This is a genomic window from Streptomyces krungchingensis (genome assembly GCF_054729265.1).
This window is the reverse complement of the sequence record NZ_JBPUKY010000001.1, coordinates 3,771,284-3,788,775: the sequence shown is the minus strand read 5'-3', so window position 1 is coordinate 3,788,775 and position 17,492 is coordinate 3,771,284. Positions and strand designations below refer to the sequence as shown.

Annotated in this window: 12 protein-coding genes; 7 read left to right on the top strand and 5 right to left on the bottom strand. The window is 70.7% G+C overall.

What is annotated here, in order from left to right; all coding sequences use genetic code 11:
- Positions 1-36: 36 nt before the first annotated feature.
- From ACSYGO_RS16860 to arfA, 6 genes are all read left to right on the top strand, one after another.
- Positions 37-810, top strand: a complete 774-nt coding sequence (locus ACSYGO_RS16860; protein ID WP_460386993.1) for an IclR family transcriptional regulator — start codon at positions 37-39, stop codon at positions 808-810.
- Positions 807-1,658, top strand: coding sequence for an SMP-30/gluconolactonase/LRE family protein (locus ACSYGO_RS16855; protein ID WP_460386992.1), 852 nt, complete (start codon positions 807-809; stop codon positions 1,656-1,658). The genes ACSYGO_RS16860 and ACSYGO_RS16855 overlap by 4 nt, the downstream gene beginning before the upstream one ends.
- A gap of 232 nt (positions 1,659-1,890) precedes the next feature.
- Positions 1,891-3,240 (top strand): extracellular solute-binding protein, encoded by a 1,350-nt coding sequence (locus ACSYGO_RS16850; RefSeq protein ID WP_432186572.1) that lies wholly within the window; start codon positions 1,891-1,893, stop codon positions 3,238-3,240.
- Positions 3,237-4,178, top strand: coding sequence for a carbohydrate ABC transporter permease (locus ACSYGO_RS16845; protein WP_426675571.1), 942 nt, complete (start codon positions 3,237-3,239; stop codon positions 4,176-4,178). The genes ACSYGO_RS16850 and ACSYGO_RS16845 overlap by 4 nt, the downstream gene beginning before the upstream one ends.
- Positions 4,175-5,038: a carbohydrate ABC transporter permease gene (locus tag ACSYGO_RS16840; RefSeq protein ID WP_426675572.1), complete on the top strand. Its 864-nt coding sequence runs from the start codon at positions 4,175-4,177 to the stop codon at positions 5,036-5,038. The genes ACSYGO_RS16845 and ACSYGO_RS16840 overlap by 4 nt, the downstream gene beginning before the upstream one ends.
- A 35-nt stretch (positions 5,039-5,073) precedes the next feature.
- Positions 5,074-6,579 carry an arabinosylfuranosidase ArfA gene (gene arfA / locus ACSYGO_RS16835; protein WP_426675573.1) on the top strand — a complete coding sequence of 502 codons (1,506 nt, stop codon included), beginning with the start codon at positions 5,074-5,076 and terminating at the stop codon, positions 6,577-6,579.
- Between the two features lie 90 nt (positions 6,580-6,669).
- On the opposite strand, the gene ACSYGO_RS16830 is transcribed toward arfA, so the two are convergent.
- Positions 6,670-9,654: a beta-galactosidase gene (locus ACSYGO_RS16830; protein ID WP_426675574.1), complete on the bottom strand. Its 2,985-nt coding sequence runs from the start codon at positions 9,652-9,654 to the stop codon at positions 6,670-6,672.
- 877 nt (positions 9,655-10,531) lie between these two features.
- On the opposite strand from ACSYGO_RS16830, the gene ACSYGO_RS16825 reads away from it, so the two are divergent.
- Entirely contained in the window at positions 10,532-11,440 is a 909-nt protein-coding gene (locus tag ACSYGO_RS16825; RefSeq protein ID WP_460386991.1) for a sulfite exporter TauE/SafE family protein, read from the top strand.
- A gap of 73 nt (positions 11,441-11,513) precedes the next feature.
- Here ACSYGO_RS16825 and ACSYGO_RS16820 read toward each other — a convergent pair whose 3' ends face one another.
- The 4 genes from ACSYGO_RS16820 to mmsA all read right to left on the bottom strand — a co-directional run bounded on the left by ACSYGO_RS16820 (position 11,514) and on the right by mmsA (position 17,466).
- On the bottom strand, positions 11,514-13,232 hold the full coding sequence (locus ACSYGO_RS16820; protein ID WP_426675576.1) for a pyridoxal phosphate-dependent aminotransferase: 1,719 nt from the start codon (positions 13,230-13,232) through the stop codon (positions 11,514-11,516).
- Between the two features lie 161 nt (positions 13,233-13,393).
- Entirely contained in the window at positions 13,394-14,548 is a 1,155-nt protein-coding gene (locus ACSYGO_RS16815; RefSeq protein ID WP_435227498.1) for an aldose epimerase family protein, read from the bottom strand.
- Between the two features lie 126 nt (positions 14,549-14,674).
- Positions 14,675-15,919: a multiple monosaccharide ABC transporter permease gene (gene mmsB, locus ACSYGO_RS16810; RefSeq protein WP_426675578.1), complete on the bottom strand. Its 1,245-nt coding sequence runs from the start codon at positions 15,917-15,919 to the stop codon at positions 14,675-14,677.
- Entirely contained in the window at positions 15,916-17,466 is a 1,551-nt protein-coding gene (gene mmsA / locus ACSYGO_RS16805) for a multiple monosaccharide ABC transporter ATP-binding protein (RefSeq protein WP_426675579.1), read from the bottom strand. The genes mmsB and mmsA overlap by 4 nt, the downstream gene beginning before the upstream one ends.
- Positions 17,467-17,492 lie beyond the last annotated feature (26 nt).

Here is a 17,492-nt window from a genome sequence, read left to right as displayed (position 1 = left end):
GTCTGTTGAAATTTCGAACATAGGGAGGGGTCGGCCGTGGGACGCCTCGTACCTGCCGTGACCCGGGCTCTGGACATACCGGAGCTCTTCCTCGACGGGGACGGGACTCTTTCCGCCCCCGACATCGTGCGCAAACTACAGCTGCCCCGCACCACCGTGCACGAGCTGGTCACCACGCTCGCCGCGCGTTCGTACATCGTCCAGGTGCCCGGGCAGCCGGGACGCTACCGGCTCGGTGTGCGCCCGTACCAGCTCGGCAGCCGCTACGCCGAGCAGCTCGACCTGGCCGCCGAGGGGCAGCAGGTGGCCCGTTCCGTCGCCGAGACCTGCGACGAGACCGTGCATGTGGCCATCCTCGAAGGCACCGACGTCATCTACATCGCGAAGGTCGACTCCACGCACGCCGTGCGGATGGTGTCCGCGGCCGGCCGCCGGCTGCCCGCGCACTGCACCTCCGTGGGCAAGATGCTGCTCGCCGCGCTCTCCGAGCCGGAGCTGACCTCGCGGATTCCCGACGACGCCGAACTCGTCGCGATGACGCCCAACAGCATCACCGATCCCGCCGCCCTGCGCGGGGCCCTCGCCGAGATCCGCCGGCGCGGCATCGCGGTGGAGAGCCGCGAGTCCAACCCGGACGTCAGCTGCGTCGCCGCCCCGGTCCGCGACCGCACGGGACAGGTCGTCGCCGCGCTCTCCATCTCGGTCCCGATGATCCGCTGGAGCGACGAGCGCCGCGGCGAGCTGGAGCAGCTCGCCGCGAAGGGCGCAGCCGAGCTGTCCGAGCGGCTCGGTCACCGGAGCATCGGATGAGCGCCGCCGAGGTCGCGGTGCGCGCGGACGCCGCCCTCGGCGAGGGCCCCACCTGGGACGCGGAGGCCCAGCGGCTCGTCTGGGTCGACATCCTCGGATCCCGGGTGCACACCTACGCCCCGGCCTCCGGGCGCCGCACGGTCATGACCACCGAGCAGCACGTGGGCGCGGCGAAGCCGCGCGCCGGCGGTGGCCTGGTCGTCAACCTCCGTGACGGCGTCGGGCTCTACGGCCCGCCCGGCTCGGGGGAGGCCTTCCGCTGGCTGCACCGGGAGCCCGTCCCCGGCCGCCGCGCGAACGACGCGGCGGTCGCTCCCGACGGCTCGCTGTGGTTCGGCACCATGCGCTACGACGAGGCGCCGCGCGGCGGCACGCTGTCCCGGATCACCCCGGACGGTGCCGTGCGCACGGTCCTCGACGACGTCGCCGTCAGCAATGGCACGGGCTGGAGCCCGGACGGCCGGCTGATGTACTACATCGACTCGCCGACCCGCCGCATCGACGTCTTCGACGTGGACGCGGACGGACTGCCGTACGGCAGGCGGCAGTTGGCGGCCGTAGAGGACGGCTTCCCGGACGGCCTCACCGTCGACGCCGAGGGCTGCGTCTGGGTGGCCCTCTGGGACGGCGGGGCGGTCCACCGCTACGCCCCCGACGGGACCCTCGACCAGGTGATCGCCCTGCCCGTCCGCCGCCCCACCGCCTGCGCGTTCGGCGGCCCCGGCCTGACCGACCTCTACATCACCACGGCCCGCACGGGCCTGGACGCCCCGCACCCGCTCTCCGGCTCGGTGCTCGTCGTCCCCGGCGCCGGAAAGGGGCTGGCGCAGGCACCTTTCGCGTACTGACGCGCAGGTCCGCGTCCCCCCTCCGGGGTGGCAGGCGGTGGGATCCGACGATCTCGCGGTCTGCCGATCGGCTGGGGGGACCAGGTGTCCGGCCGGACCCAGCCCAGGCCTGCCGGGTTCCTCTCCCGTCACCCGAGTTCTGCGCAAACCATTGACGTGCAAGCGCTTCCTATCTACGGTCCCGTTCGAAGTTGCGATCGCTTATCGAAATCTCGAACAGTAGGGGCGGGGTATGGGACGACCTGGCCTGAATCGCAGGCAACTCCTGGCCGGAGCAAGCGGACTGGCCGTGGCGGGCAGCCTCGGCTTCGCCGCGCTCGGCACCGGCGCGGACGCGCTCGCGTCGGGAGCGGACACCCGGGTGCGCTACTGGAACCTCTTCAGCGGCGGCGACGGGTACAACATGATCGCGATGCTGGACGCCTTCCGAAAGGCCAATCCCGGCATCGACGTGAAGGATTCGACCCTCCAGTGGGGCAACCCCTTCTACACCAAGCTCGCCATGGCGGCCGCGGGCAATCGCGCGCCCGACCTCGGCGTCATGCACATGGGCCGGGTCACCGGGTTCTCGCCCGGCCGCCTCCTGGACCCCTGGGACGTGGACCTGCTCGCCGAGTACGGCGTGCGGCAGGCGGACTTCAACCCCGCGCTGTGGAACCGCGGGGTCATCGACGGCAAGCTCTACGCCCTTCCGCTCGACGTCCACGTCCAGCTCTGCTTCTACCGCAAGGACGTGCTGAAGAAGGCGGACCTGCTGGGCGACGACGGCAGGATCGTGCCGGTCACGTCCACCGACGAGTGGTTCGACGTCCTGAAGAAGGCGAAGAAGGCCACGAAGACGGGCCTGCAGACCATCGGCCTGTGGACCAACGACCAGAACTTCCAGTGGTGGTTCTTCGTCGCCTTCTACACCCAGCTCGGCGGCGAGTGGTTCGACGACGCCCGCACCGAGGTCCTCTTCGACGTCGACAAGGCCACCCAGGTCCTGGAGTTCCTCCGGCAGCACGTCACCGACGGCTACGTCATCCCCGGCGCCCCCACCGGCGAGCAGTTCATCAACGGCGCCCCCTTCACCTGGGAGGGCAACTGGTCCGTACCGGTCTTCTCCGGCGCCGAGCTCGACTACGGCGCGACCCCGCTGCCGCCCGTCTTCGGCAAGCAGGCCACCCACGCCGAATCGCACACCTTCGTGCTGCCGCACCAGGCGGGCCGCGGCGGCGCCGCCGACAAGGGCGCGCACCGGCTCGCCGCCTACGTCGTCCGGCACGCCCTGCAGTGGGCGGCCGGCGGCCACATCCCCGCGTACACGCCGACGCTCTCCACGGATGCGTACAAGAAGCTCACCCCGCAGAACGAGTACGTGAGCGCCATGGACCACCAGGCCAACGAGCCGAAGGTGTGGTTCGCGGGCTCCACCGGCGTCCTCGCCCAGGACCTCGGCCCGATCGTCGTCTCCTCGACGATGGGCTCCGCCCAGCCGGCCGCCGCCGCGCGGCGGATGAAGAACGACCTCACCGAGCTCCTCGCCTCGAAGAACCCGATGGACGGCAGGACCGCCGCGCAGGGAGGTGCGGTCGCATGACCACGACCAGTGCCGAGACCGTCGTCGCACCGGCGCGCGCGAAGACCGCCGCGGCCGGCGCCACCGTCCGCCGCAACCAGGGCCTCCAGCACGGAGGCTGGTTCGTCGCCCCGTTCCTCGTCCTGTTCACGCTCTTCGTGATCTGGCCGCTGCTGCGCGGCGTCTACCTCAGCTTCACGGACGCCAACATCTCCGGCGAGGGCGCGAGCTTCGTCGGCCTCGACAACTACCGCGAGGCCCTGGGCGATTCGGCCATGTGGGACGCGCTCGGCCACAGCGCGTACTTCACGCTGCTCGTCGTGCCGTGCATCACCGTGCTCGCGTTCCTGCTCGCGATGCTGGCGCACAACATCGAGCGCGGCAAGTGGCTGTGGCGGCTGTGCTTCTTCGCACCGTTCCTGCTGCCGTCGACCGTCGCGGGCAATCTGTTCCAGTGGCTGTTCACCCAGGGCATCGGCATGTTCAACCACGTCCTCGGGACCGGCACGCCCTGGCTGACCGACAAGTCGTACGCGATGCTCGCCATCGTCATCGAGACCCTGTGGTGGACGGTCGGCTTCAGCTTCCTGCTCTACCTCGCCGCGCTCCAGGGCATCCCCGACCATCTGTACGAGGCCGCCAAGCTGGACGGTGCGGGCGCCTGGCACCGCATGGTCCACATCACGCTGCCGATGCTGCGCCACATCACCGGCCTGGTGATCGCGCTCCAGGTCCTCGCCTCGCTCCAGCTCTTCGACCAGGCCGTCGTGATGATGGACTTCGGGCCGGGACCGGAGCTCAGCACCAGGTCGTTCGTGCAGTACACCCTCGAACAGGGCTTCACCAGCTACCGCGTGGGCTACGCCTCGGCGATGTCCATCATCTTCTTCGTGATCATCGCAGTCGTCGCCCTGGCGCGGATGTGGCTGCTGCGCAACCGTGAGGAGGGCGGCCGATGACCACCGCCGCGACGACCGTGACCACCAAGTCCCGCAAGCCCTGGACGCCCGGCCAGATCGTTCTCACGCTGATCGGCGTCGCCGTCTCCGCCGTCTTCGTGGCGCCGATCGCCGCGGCGCTGTTCACCTCGCTCAAGTCCGAGGCGGAGGCGGCCGAGATCCCGCCGCACTGGCTGCCGAAGGTCTGGACGGGCCAGGCGTGGAAGGCTCTCTTCGAGACCGGCAACATCACCGACTGGTTCGTCAACTCGCTGGTCGTGTCCGTGCTCGTGACGGCCGTCGTCCTGACGGTCGCCGCGCTCGCCGGATACGGCTTCGCCCGCACCGAGTTCCGCGGCAAGGGTGTCCTGATGGGCGTCGTGATGAGCGGCCTGATGATCTCCCCGGCCGTCCTCGGCGTCCCCCTGTTCACCACCGTCCAGCAGATGGGGATGGTCGACACCTACTGGGGCATGATCCTCCCGCAGTGCGCGCCGGCCGCGATGGTCTACATCCTCTACAAGTTCTTCCAGGGCGTCCCCCGCGAACTGGAGGAGGCCGCGTTCATCGACGGCGCCGGCCGCTGGCGGGTCTTCTTCACCATCGTGGTCCCGCTCGCCCGGCCCTCGCTGTCCGCCGTCGGGATCTTCACCTTCATCGCCTCGTGGAACAACTTCCTGTGGCCGTACATGGTGACCAACAACCCCGACCTGATGACCATGCCGAACGGCATCGCGACGGTCATGAACTCCTACGGCATCCAGTGGGCCCAGCTGATGGCCGGGGGCCTGATGGCCGGACTCCCGCTCATCGTCGTCTTCGTCTTCTTCCAGCGCCAGATCGTCGCCGGTGTCGCCCACACCGGCCTCGCCGGCCAGTGAGACCCCACCGTTCGTCAGCTCTCCGGAAGGAAGCCATGCCCCGCACCGCCCGCTTCGCCCTCGACCCCTCCTTCACCGTCGGCGCGGTCGACCCCCGGCTGTTCGGCTCGTTCGTCGAGCACCTCGGCCGCTGCGTCCACACCGGCATCTTCGAGCCGGGCCACCCCTCGGCCGACGAGGCGGGGCTGCGCACGGACGTGCTGGAGCTCGTCCGCGAACTCGGCGTCACCGCGGTCCGCTACCCCGGCGGCAACTTCGTCTCCGGCTACAACTGGGAGGACTCGGTGGGACCGGTCGAGGAGCGGCCCCGCCGCCTCGACCTCGCCTGGCGCTCCACCGAGACCAACCGCTTCGGGCTCGGCGAGTACATCGCCTTCCTGAAGAAGATCGGCCCGCAGGCCGAGCCGATGATGGCGGTCAACCTCGGCACGCGCGGTGTCGCCGAGGCCCTGGCCCTCCAGGAGTACGCCAACCACCCTTCCGGCACGGCCCGTTCCGACCTGCGGATCGCGCACGGGGACAAGGACCCGTACGGCATCCGGCTGTGGTGCCTCGGCAACGAGATGGACGGACCCTGGCAGACCGGCCACAAGACCGCCGAGGAGTACGGCCGTCTGGCGGCCGAGACCGCCCGTGCGATGCGGCAGATCGATCCGGACCTCGAACTCGTCGCGTGCGGCTCCTCCGGGCAGGGCATGGAGACCTTCGCCGCGTGGGAGGCGACGGTGCTGGAGCACACCTACGACCTCGTCGACCACATCTCCCTGCACGCCTACTACGAGGAGACCGACGGCGACCGGGACTCCTTCCTCGCCTCCGCCGTCGACACCGAGTCCTTCATCGAGAACGTCGTGGCGACCTGCGACCACGTCGGGGCCCGGCTGAAGTCCGCCAAGAAGATCAACCTCTCCTTCGACGAGTGGAACGTCTGGTACCAGAGCCGTCCCAACCCGCACCCCGTCGAGGACTGGCAGGAGGCCCCGCGCATCCTGGAGGACGTCTACTCCGTCACGGACGCCGTCGTCTTCGGCTCCCTGCTCATCGCACTGCTGCGGCACGCGGACCGGGTGACCGTCGCCTGTCTCGCCCAGCTCGTCAACGTCATCGCGCCGATCATGACGGAGCCGGGCGGACGGGCCTGGCGGCAGACGACGTTCTTCCCGTTCGCGCAGGCGTCGAGGCACGGGCGCGGCGAGGTCCTCGACGTGCGGGTGGACTCGCCGACGTACGAGACGAAGAAGTACGGCGAGGTGGACCTGCTGCACGCCACCGCCGTGCGCGCCGAGGACGGCTCGGTCACCGTGTTCGCCGTCAACCGCGACCGGACCGCGCCGCTGCCGCTCGAAGTCGTCCTGAGCCGGCTGGACCTGACGACGGTCGTCGAGCACACCGCGCTGTCCGACGCCGACCCCGACGCCGTCAACACCGCCGACGACCAGGAGCGGGTCACCCCGCACCCGGTCGACGGGGCGGTGCTCCGGGACGGGACGCTGACCGCCGTCCTGGAACCGCTGTCGTGGAACGTGATCCGGCTGCGATAGGGGGTGTCCGACCATTCCCGGCGCCGCCGGGCAGGCGGGAACGGTCGGACAGGACCCAGGGCCCGCCAGCCCGGCCCGCGCGGCCGGGGATCACCGCCGGGCGCGCCGCTTCGCGGGGCCGGGGGAGTCGACCGGGGCCACCGGCACTCCTCCGGCCGCGCTGCCGAGCAGCGTCAGCCGCACCTCGCCCGGCCCGGCGGGCGTCGTCCCGTCGGACAGGACCGCCAGGGCCAGCGTGTTGCTCCCCCTGGTGCGCAGCAGCCCGTTCGGCAGGACGAAGGTGTGCTGGGGGCCGACGTCGTTGATGTACTGGCCCATGTTCCAGCCGTTCAGGAAGATCTGCACCCGGTAGGCGCGGGCCGGGTCGTCGGTGAGGGTGAGCCCGATCGACGCGTCCACGCCGGTGTCGACGGCGAGCCGGAAGTCGCAGCGGTACCAGACGACGCCCTGGCGCCGTTCGGCCCGCGGGAGATCGACGACCTTCCAGCCGGCGTCCGCGAAGCCGGGCAGGTGCCAGCCGTGGCGCTCCCCGTACAGGCCGCCGTTGTTGAGCGGGCCGCGCACCGGGTCGGGTGCGCCCTCGCCCCGGATCCGCCAGGTGAGTGCCGGGGAGGCGCCGGCGAAGCTCACCGCGGTCAGCCCGCGGGCCACCTTGTGGGTGTCGCGGGCCGCGCCGTCCTCGTCGTGCTGCATACGGCGCACCAGGACGGACAGCACGTGCGGGCCGCGCGTCCCCGGCTCGACGGGGAAGGTGGCGGTGGCCTCCCAGGTGCCCTGCCGGACCGTCTTCTTGTCCGGCACCGGCATGCGGTGGGTCCCCAGCGGCTCGCCGTCCAGCCAGGCCATCAGCAGCCCCTGCGCGCCCGCGACGTACGACAGGGAGACGGACTCCGCGTCCCCCGCGGACGCGAAGTGCCCCCGGTACCAGACGTCTCCGTAGTGGAAGCCGTAGTCGTCGGCGAACAGCACGGGCTGACCGGCGGGGACCGGGGTGACGCTGAACGAGGACTTCTTGTCGGCGGTCCTCCACGACGAGTCGTCGAAGCCGGCCGCGGACTCCGGATTCTCCTCGGCCCGGCGCCAGTTGGTCAGCGCGGGCAACGGCACGGCGGGCACACCGGGCAGTTGCTGCACGGCCAGCAGACTGCCGGACTGCGTGGCCCGCGTCTTCACCGTGCCCTGGTTCCAGACGACCTCGGTCGTCCCCCGCGGACCCCACACCTCCAGGTCCGCCGCCTCGACGGTATCGCCGGTGAGATGGACGGCGGTACCGCGCAGGGCGGCCGAGCGCAGCAGCGCGGGCCCGTGCACCAGCACCGGTCCCGACGGGGTGTCGTACCGCCACAGCCGGCCCGACGCCGTGTCGTCGGCGAGCAGCAGCAGGAGGGGCGCCGCGGTGCCGCCGCCCTCCACGAGGACCCGGGTGATCCCGTCGAGGGGCGCGTCCACGCGGAGCACGCCGTCCGCGTACTCGTGTCCGGCGTTGCCCTCCAGCACGGTGACCGTCGGCTCGCTCGCGCACTCGATCGCGGTCTGCGTCGGCTCGCCCGGCCGTCCGGTGAACACGGCGATGTCCTGGCGGCCGGCGGTGAGCCACAGCATCGGCTGGGCGCTGGAGTGGCGCAGGGTGCGGCGTCCGAGGGAGATCCCGGTGGCGACGAGGCGCGCGTCGAGCCCGGACACCGGCACGGGCACCGTCGATCCGGCGAGCGGCACCTGGACGACGGTATCGGAGGACGCGTCGTTGCGCAGCACCAGGAAACGCGCCCCCGTGTCCGGGTTGACCAGCGGATACACCTTGACCGCCGTGTCGTCGCCGACCGTGACGTCCGGCGCCCGGTCCAGTTTGGCGAGGTCGGGCACACAGTGCAGGAGCTGGCCGATCTGGTGCATCGGGATCAGCTTCTCGGTGGGCCGGCGGGCCTCGTCCAGGGCGGCCCCGTAGTCGTACGAGGTGTAGACGATCGGTGCGGGCAGCCAGCCCCAGGACGTGCCCCCGAACGTCATGTAGACGTTGTGGATCTTGATGCCGTTGGCGAGGTTGGTGAGGTAGAAGCGGCGCTCGTACGCGGCGTCCCGGGTCCGGCGTGATTCGGCGTAGCCCTTCCCGTCGAACTCCGCCCCGCCCCACGGGTCGAACCAGCCGCCGCCGAACTCGGCCATGAAGCCCGGGGTCTCGGGGCTCGCCGTCGAGCCGCCCTTGGTGCCGCCGATGCCGAAGTAGCCCCAGTCGGGCGGCTGGCCGACGGGCGAGGGGTAGCCGTCGAAGGCGTACAGGTAACGGCCGGTCTCGCCGGCCGTGTCGAACGTGCCGGGCGCCCAGTGGCCGTTCCTGCCCTTGTCGTTGTGGAACAGCGGCACGTCGATGCCGTCGGCGCGGACCTTGGCGTACAGATGGGTCATGTAGTCGCGGCCGAGGGGGCTCGTGACGTTGTTCGCGTACTCGTTCTCCAGCTGGTAGAGGACGACGGTTCCGCCGCCGTGGGTGTAGAGGTGCCGCACGGCGATCCGGTCGACGGCGGTCAGCCACTCGTCGACGTACTTCAGGTACGTCGGGTCGGAGGTGCGGGCCGTGCCCGGGGTGACGGTCAGCCAGCCGGGGAAGCCGCCCGCGTCGACCTCGGCGTTGATGTAGGGGCCGGGGCGCAGGATGACGTACAGGCCGGTCTCGGCGGCCGTCCGCAGGAACAGGTCGAGGTCGCGGACACCGGTGAAGTCGTACGACCCCGGGGCGGCGGAGTGGTAGTTCCACGACACGTAGATGCTGATCGTGTTGTAGCCGTGGGCGCGCAGCTTCTCCAGGACGTCGCGCCACAGGGACGGGCTGGGCAGCCGGAAGGGGTGCACCTCGCCCGACCAGAGCACCAGCCGCCTGCCGTCGACGAGCATCGAGTACCGGTCGAAGCCGACGGTGTGCGTCCTGCCGTCGGCCGCGGGCGGGCCCGGTGCGGGCCCCGTGGGAGCGAGGGGCACCCTTCCGGCGGCGGACGCCTCACTGCTCACGCTGCCGCCCAGGGAGAAGCCGAGCGCGGCCGAGCCGGCGAATGCGCTGAAGGTACGTCTGCTCAACACCATGCGGGTCCTCCCGGGGACGGCGATGGGTATCCCCCTGTCCTGGCTTGCCCGATCCTGTCCGGGCACGGCCGGGGACGTGGGGGAGGGTGCGGCCATTGTCCACAGCGGTGCGTCCCACACTGGTCATATGAGGATCCGGCGTGGGGGGATTACGCGGTACGGGCGGTACCGGTGGCCGCCGGGCGGCGGGTCGGCGGCCGGCGACGGGCGCGGCCTGCCCTTGTCTTGCACGCCTCTGCACACCCCCGCGCGCCTCTGTATGCCTCCGCACACCTCTGCACCGCCGAGAGCCAGGCGGAGCTGACGGCGCCGTAGCTGTGGCTGTGGCTGTGGCTGTGGCTGTGGCCGTTTCGCCTTCGGTCCGGTGGGTGGGTCGGGTCCGTGCCGGTGATCCGCCCGTTGCAGCCGTCGTGTGGTCCGGTGGTTCAGTGCGGTGGGGTCGTGTTGCCGTCCGCAACGGGCATGTGATGCACCGGCACGGCCCCTTCGGTGAGAGGGCGGCTGCGGGTGCGTCCGGGGTACGGCCCCTTCGGTGAGAGGGCGGCTGCGGGTGCGTCCGGGGTACGGCCCCTGCGGGGAGAGGGCGGTTGCGGGTGCGTCCATCGCGGGTTCCCGCACGCCGCTGGAGCTGGGAGGCACCCTTCAGCCTGTCCGGCGATTGAGGACGAGGCCGTTCAGGCCGATTTCCGCCACCCGCCGGGGGTGTCGTCGTCGGGACGGGGTCGTGTCGGCGGGCGCCGCCTGTGAGCCGTCCTCATCGTGTACTCAGGCTGTCCTCAGACCGGCGTCCTAGCCTCGCCTCCCGATCATCCCCACCCGGCCGGTGGGAACCGGGGTTCCGGGCCCGGCGGTCCGGAACGACGACGGGACGCACCACATGCGCACGCTGATACTGCTCGCCCTCGCGGGCCTCGGGGCCCAGCTCGTGGACGGCAGCCTCGGCATGGCCTACGGGGTCACCTCGTCCACGCTGCTGCTGGCGATGGGCACCAACCCGGCCGCGGCGTCCGCCACGGTCCACCTCGCGGAGATCGGCACCACGCTGATGTCCGGCGCCGCGCACTGGCGCTTCGGCAACGTGGACTGGAAGGTCGTCGCCCGGATCGGTGTGCCGGGCGCCGTCGGCGCCTTCCTCGGCGCGACGGTCCTGTCGAAGCTCTCGACCGAGGTCGCGGAGCCCGCGATGTCCCTGATCCTGCTGGCCCTCGGCGTGTACGTGATGTCCCGCTTCACCTTCCGCGGGCTGCCCGAGAACCGGTCGGACAAGCCGCTGCGGAAGCGGTTCCTGGCGCCGCTCGGGCTCGTCGCCGGATTCCTGGACGCCACCGGGGGCGGCGGCTGGGGCCCCGTCGGCACGCCCGCCCTGCTGGCCAGCGGCCGGATGGAGCCCCGCAAGGTGATCGGCTCGGTCGACACCAGCGAGTTCCTGGTCGCGATCGCCGCGAGCCTCGGATTCCTCTTCTCGCTCGGCTCGCAGGGCCTGTCGTGGACCTGGGTGCTGGCCTTCCTGCTCGGCGGTCTGGTCGCCGCGCCGGTCGCCGCCTGGCTGGTCCGGCTGGTGCCGCCCCGCGTGCTGGGCTCCGCGGTGGGCGGCGTCATCGTCGTCACCAACGTGCGCACGCTGCTCGGGAGCGAGTGGGCCGGCGTGCCGGACGCCCTCGGTACCCCGGTCTACGTCGCGCTGTTCGTGCTGTGGGCCGCCGCCCTCGGCCACTCGGTGCGCGCCCACCGCAGGGAGCGTGCCGCAGGGCCGCGGACCGAGGAGCGGGAGCCCGTGGCGGTGTAGCCGCGCGCCGCGGCACCGATGGGGATCGGTGCGGGACGGCGCCCGGCCGGATGTGTGTCCCGGGCCTCGGGTGTCAGCCGGCCCGGTTGTAGAGCATGGCGCCCACGGCGGGCCAGCCGGTCGTCTGCGGGGGCTGTGACCGGGGTGGTGGTTCCGGCTGGGTCCGGCCGCGGACCTGAGCCGCCGTCAGCCCGCCCTGCGCGCCGAGGGGGGAGGCCGCCCTGTTCATCCCCGGCATGCCGGTCTGGCCGAGGGGCTGGAGCCCCTCGACCGGGGCGGGCATGGCCGGCGCGGGGGCCGGTGCCGGGCTCGCGACGGTGCCGGGCAGCTGCGCGGCGGCGGGCGTCGGCCAGGCCGTCGACTGGGCGGGGAACTGCGGGCCGGGCTGCGCGGCCGGGAAGTTCGACGCCACCGCGGCAGCCGGCTGGGGAGCGGGCTGCGGCTGGGGCAGTGGCTGGGGCAGCGGCTGCGGTGCGGGCAGGCTCGGGGTGGGCTGGGGAGCGGGCAGGCCGGGCGGCGGACCGGGCTGCGCGGCGGCGGCCGGGCCCGGCCAGGCGTTCGCCTGCGCGGCCAGCCCCTGCATCCCGGCCCCGTTGGTGGCGCTGACGAGGCGGTCCACCGCCGCCGTGCCCGAGCTGTAGCTGGTCCCTGTGCCCAGCTCGGGCACGGCGGCTCCCCTCCTGGTCCCGTAGAGCACCTGTTCCAGGCCGGACACCAGGCGACGCACGTCCACCTGGGGGCGCACCACGAGTCTCAGGAAGCGGCTGGACGATCCGATCTTGTTCCCGCACTCGCGGACCAGGATCCGGTGCTCGGTGAGCAACCGGTCCCGGACCACGGTGCCCTCGGCGCCCACGGGCAGGCGTACGAAGAGGAAGTTTCCCTGCGAGGGGTAGACCGTCAGACCGGGGAGCTGGGAGAGCTGCTGGGCCATGTCGAGCCGGTCGCGGCGGACCATGTGCAGGCTCTGCATGTACTCCTGACCGTGCTCCTTGAGCATGAACACCACGGTCTCCGCGAAGGAGTTGAGGTTCCACTTGGGCAGCATCGAGCGGACCTTGCCCGCGAGGGCGGGGTTGGCGACGAGGTAGCCGAAGCGGATGCCGTGCAGGCCGAAGTTCTTGCCGAGGCTGCGCAGCACGATGACGTTGGGCCGCATCACCGCGTCCTCGACCACGCTGGGGTCGGACTCCGCGTCGGCGAACTCCAGGAAGGACTCGTCGATGACGATCAGGTCCAGGTCCGCCATCGCGTCCATGAACTGGATGACCGACTGGCGGGGGAGGAAGCCGCCGTCGGGGTTGTTCGGGTTGCAGATCACGGCGACGCGCGTGCCGCGGGCGCGGATGAACTCGGCGTACTTGGCGAGGTCGAGGGAGAACCCGGCGGATTCCTGGAGCGGGAACATGTCGACCCGCTTGCCGGTCTCCATCGGCTGGTCGGTCCAGCGGCCGAAGGTGGGGACGGGGATCGAGAGGGACTCGCGGACGAGGAGGTGGTCGATCCACGTGATGAGCTCGGTGGAGCCGTTGCCCATCGCGACGCACTGCGGCGGGAGCTGGAGCAGCGAGCACAGTTCGGCGGTGATGGTGTCCGCGCTGCTCGGGTAGTAGGTGATGATCTCGCGCAGCCGGCCCGCCAGTTCGTCGAACATCGCGGGCGTGGGGAAGTACGGGTTGCAGGGGATGCAGAAGTCCACCGGGCCGGCGCCGTCACTTTCCCGCGTCAGTGCGGCCATCGACGGGCTGTGCGCCGCGGTGCCGCGAAAGAGCGAGGTGACATTGCCGGCCATGGAACCTCCGTAGGGGGCGGACCGTCGGGGAGAACGGGCCCTCCGTCTTGTGGGTGGCCCGCGCGGGGGAGCACGGGCCGCCCTTCCATACGGATACGGGGGTGGCGCTGTTCAATCGATGTGAAGTCGTGTGGAGATTGTGAACCCGCTGTGAAGGCGGGTCACGAACCGAACGAGTGGACCGTGCTCGTCCGGTACGTCCGGCCCGGACGCAGCACCGTCGAGGGGAACGAGGGCTGGTTCGGCGAGTCCGGGAAGTGCTGGGTCTCCAGGCACAGCGCGTCGCCCTGCCGGTAGACGCGGCCGCCCGTCCCGACGAGGGTGCCGTCGAGGAAGTTGCCGGAGTAGAACTGCAGGCCCGGCTGGTCGCTGGCGATGCTCAGGGTGCGGCCGGAGGACGGGTCGCGCAGGGTCGCCACGTGCTCGGGCCGCGCCGTGATGCCCTTGTCCAGCACCCAGTTGTGGTCGTAGCCCTTGGCGGTGACCTGCTGCGGGTGCGCGGCCCGGATGTCCCGGCCGATCGCCTTGGCCCTGCGGAAGTCGAAGGGGGTGCCGGAGACCTTCGCCAGCTCACCGGTGGGGATCAGCCCCGAGTCGGTGGGCGTGTAGCGGGAGGCGGCGATCGTGAGCTCGTGGTTCTCGATCGAGCCGCTGCCCTCGCCGGCCAGGTTCCAGTAGACATGGCTGGTCAGGTTGACGACGGTGGCCTTGTCGGTGGTGGCCTCGTAGTCGATGCGCCAGTCGCCGTTGCGGGTGAGGGTGTACGTCACCTTCGTGCGGAGCGTGCCCGGGTAGCCCATCTCCCCGTCGATGCTGACGTAGTACAGGTGCAGGCCCACGTCGGAGCCCTCGGTGAACGGCTCGACGTCCCAGACGTGCTTGTCGAAGCCCTTGGTCCCGCCGTGCAGGCTGTTCACGCCGTCGTTCACGGACAGCTGGTACGCGGTGCCGTCCAGCGTGAACTGCCCCTTGCCGATGCGGTTTCCGTAACGGCCGATCAGCGCGCCGAAGTACGGGGTCTTCGCCACGTAGTCGTCGATGTTGTCGAAGCCGAGGGAGACGTTGGCGTAGTGGCCGTGCCGGTCGGGGAGCTCCAGGCTCTGGACGACACCGCCCCAGCTGAGGACCTTCAGCCGGGTGCCGCCGTTCTCCAGGGACCAGCGGTGGACCTTGGTGCCGTCGGCGAGCTTCCCGAAGAGCTCCTTGACCGGCTTCCTGCCGCCCGGGGCGGCCTCGGCCGAACCCGTGCCGAGAGTGGTGGCGGCGAGGCCCGCGGCCGCCGCGCCTGCAATGACCGTGCGTCTGTTCAGTTCCATTGTGCGGCTCTCCCTTTTTGTGGCTCGGTTCGCCTCAGGGGTGTCCGTGCGGGGTGCCGACGGCCCTTCGGCTCACGCGCCCAATGAAGGTCGGGCCCCGCACCGTGGTGCGGGGCCCGAGCTGACTTATGAACCGGACTTGCGCTTGTTCCACACGTCGAAGCCGACCGCGGCCAGCAGGGCCAGGCCCTTGATGACCTGTTGCCAGTCGGTGCCGACGCTGAGGAGGTTCATGCCGTTGTTCAGCACACCGAGCACGAGACCACCGATGATCGCGCCGAGGACGGTGCCGACACCGCCGCTCATGGACGCGCCGCCGATGAACGACGAGGCGATGGCCTCGAGTTCGAAGTTCAGGCCCGCCTTCGGCGAGGCCGCGTTCAGACGGGCGGCGACCACCAGACCCGCCAGGGCCGCGAGCACGCCCATGTTCAGGAAGACGTAGAAGGTGACCTTCTTGTCCTTGACGCCGGACAGCTTCGCCGCCGGCAGGTTGCCGCCGATCGCGTAGATGTGGCGGCCGAAGACCGCGTTGCGCATCACATAGCCGTAGCCGACCACCAGCACGCCGAGGATGATCAGCACGATCGGGGCGCCCTTGTAGCTGGCGAGCAGCATCGTGACCACGAGGATCGCCGCGACGATGGCGACGAGCTTCAGCAGGAAGATGTTGCGCGGCAGCACCTCCAGCGAGAACTCCTGCTGCCGCTTGCGGTCACGGACCTCCTGGAGGACCGCGAAGACGATCAGCGCGAGGCCGAGGAGCAGCGTGATGTTGTGGTAGTTGGTGTCCGGGCCGGCCTCCGGCAGGAAGCCGTTGCCCATCTTCTGCAGCCCGTCCGGGAAGGGGCCGAGGGTCTGGCCCTTCAGCAGGATCTCCGTCAGGCCGCGGAAGAGCAGCATGCCCGCGAGGGTGACGATGAACGACGGTATGCCGAGATAGGCGATCAGGAATCCCTGGACCGAGCCCGCCACCGCGCCCACCACCAGGCACAGCACGAGGGCCAGCGGCCAGGCCACGCTGTGCTGCACCGTCAGCACGGCGGCGAAGGAGCCCACGAACGCGGTGAGCGAACCGACCGACAGGTCGATGTGGCCCGCGATGATCACCAGCATCATGCCGATCGCGAGGATCAGGATGTAGCTGTTCTGGAGCACCAGGTTGGAGACGTTGCGCGGCAGCAGGAGGTCGCCGTCGGTCCAGACCGCGAACAGGGCGACGATCAGGCCGAGTGCGATCAGCATGCCGTACTGGCGCATGTTGCGGCGCAGTCCGTCCAGCATCAGCTGGAGCAGGCCGCCCCCGGCCGAGTCCCCGCTCTTCCCGGCCGGCGCCGGGGCCGGGCTCTTGGCGGTCACATCCGTACTCATCGGGTTACCTCTTTGTCCTTCGTCATCTGGCGCATCAGCACTTCCTGCGTGGCCTCGGCCCGCGGGACCTCGCCGGTGAGCCGCCCGGCGGCCATGGTGTAGATGCGGTCGCACATGCCGAGCAGCTCGGGCAGCTCGGACGAGATGAAGACGACCGCCTTGCCCTGGGCGGCCAGCTGGTCGATGACCGTGTAGATCTCGTACTTGGCGCCGACGTCGATGCCGCGCGTGGGTTCGTCCAGGATCAGCACGTCCGGACCGGCGAAGATCCACTTGCTGAGGACGACCTTCTGCTGGTTGCCGCCGGACAGCTTGCCCACCGGCTCGAAGACGGTGGGCGCCTTGATGTTCATGGACGTGCGGTAGCCCTCGGCGACCTGCCGTTCCTCGTGCTCGTCGACCACTCCGCGCCGGGCGACCTTCTTCAGGGCCGTCAGCGAGATGTTGCGGTTGATGGTGTCGATGAGGTTGAGGCCGTAGTGCTTGCGGTCCTCGGTGACGTACGCGATGCCGTGTCCGACCGCCTCGGCGACGGTCTTCGTGCGGATCTCCCGGCCGTCCTTGAGGACCGTGCCGCCCGCGTGCCGGCCGTAGGTGCGTCCGAAGACGCTCATCGCCAGCTCGGTCCGCCCGGCGCCCATCAGTCCGGCGATGCCGACGATCTCCCCGCGGCGCACGTTGATCGACACGTTGTCGACCACCTTGCGCTGCTGGTCGATGGGGTGGTGCACCGTCCAGTCGCGGATCTCCAGGGCCGGGGCCGCCTCCGCCTCACCGTCGTACGCGGTGCGTTCGGGGAAGCGGTGGTCCAGGTCGCGGCCGACCATGCCGCTGATGATCCGGTCCTCGGTGGTCTCGGGCGCCTTCACGTCGAGCGTCTCGATGGACCGGCCGTCGCGGAGGATGGTCACCGAGTCGGCGACCCGGCGGATCTCGTTGAGCTTGTGGGAGATGATGATCGAGGTGATGCCCTGGTTCTTCAACTCCAGGATGAGGTCCAGGAGTTTGCCGCTGTCCTCGTCGTTCAGGGCAGCTGTCGGCTCGTCCAGGATGAGCAGCTTCACCTTCTTCGACAGCGCCTTGGCGATCTCGACGAGCTGCTGCTTGCCCACGCCGATGTCCGCGACGCGGGTCTCGGGGTGGTCGTCGAGACCGACCCGGCGCAGCAGCTCGGTGGCGTGCCGCAGGGTCTCGTTCCAGTTGATGAGCCCGCCCTTGGCGTGCTCGTTGCCGAGGAAGATGTTCTCCGCGAGGGAGAGGTACGGCACCAGCGCCAGCTCCTGGTGGATGATGACGATGCCGTGGTGCTCGCTCGCCCGGATGTCCTTGAAGCGGCAGAGCTCCTCCTCGAAGAGGATCTCGCCTTCGTAACTGCCGTGCGGATGGACGCCGGAGAGCACCTTCATCAAGGTGGACTTGCCGGCGCCGTTCTCCCCGCAGATGGCGTGGACCTCGCCCTGGCGGACGGTCAGGGTGACGTCCGACAGCGCTTTGACACCGGGAAAGGTCTTGACGATCGAGCGCATTTCCAGGACGGGTCCCGCCATGGTCGTGCCTTCCAGTCAGTGGGAAA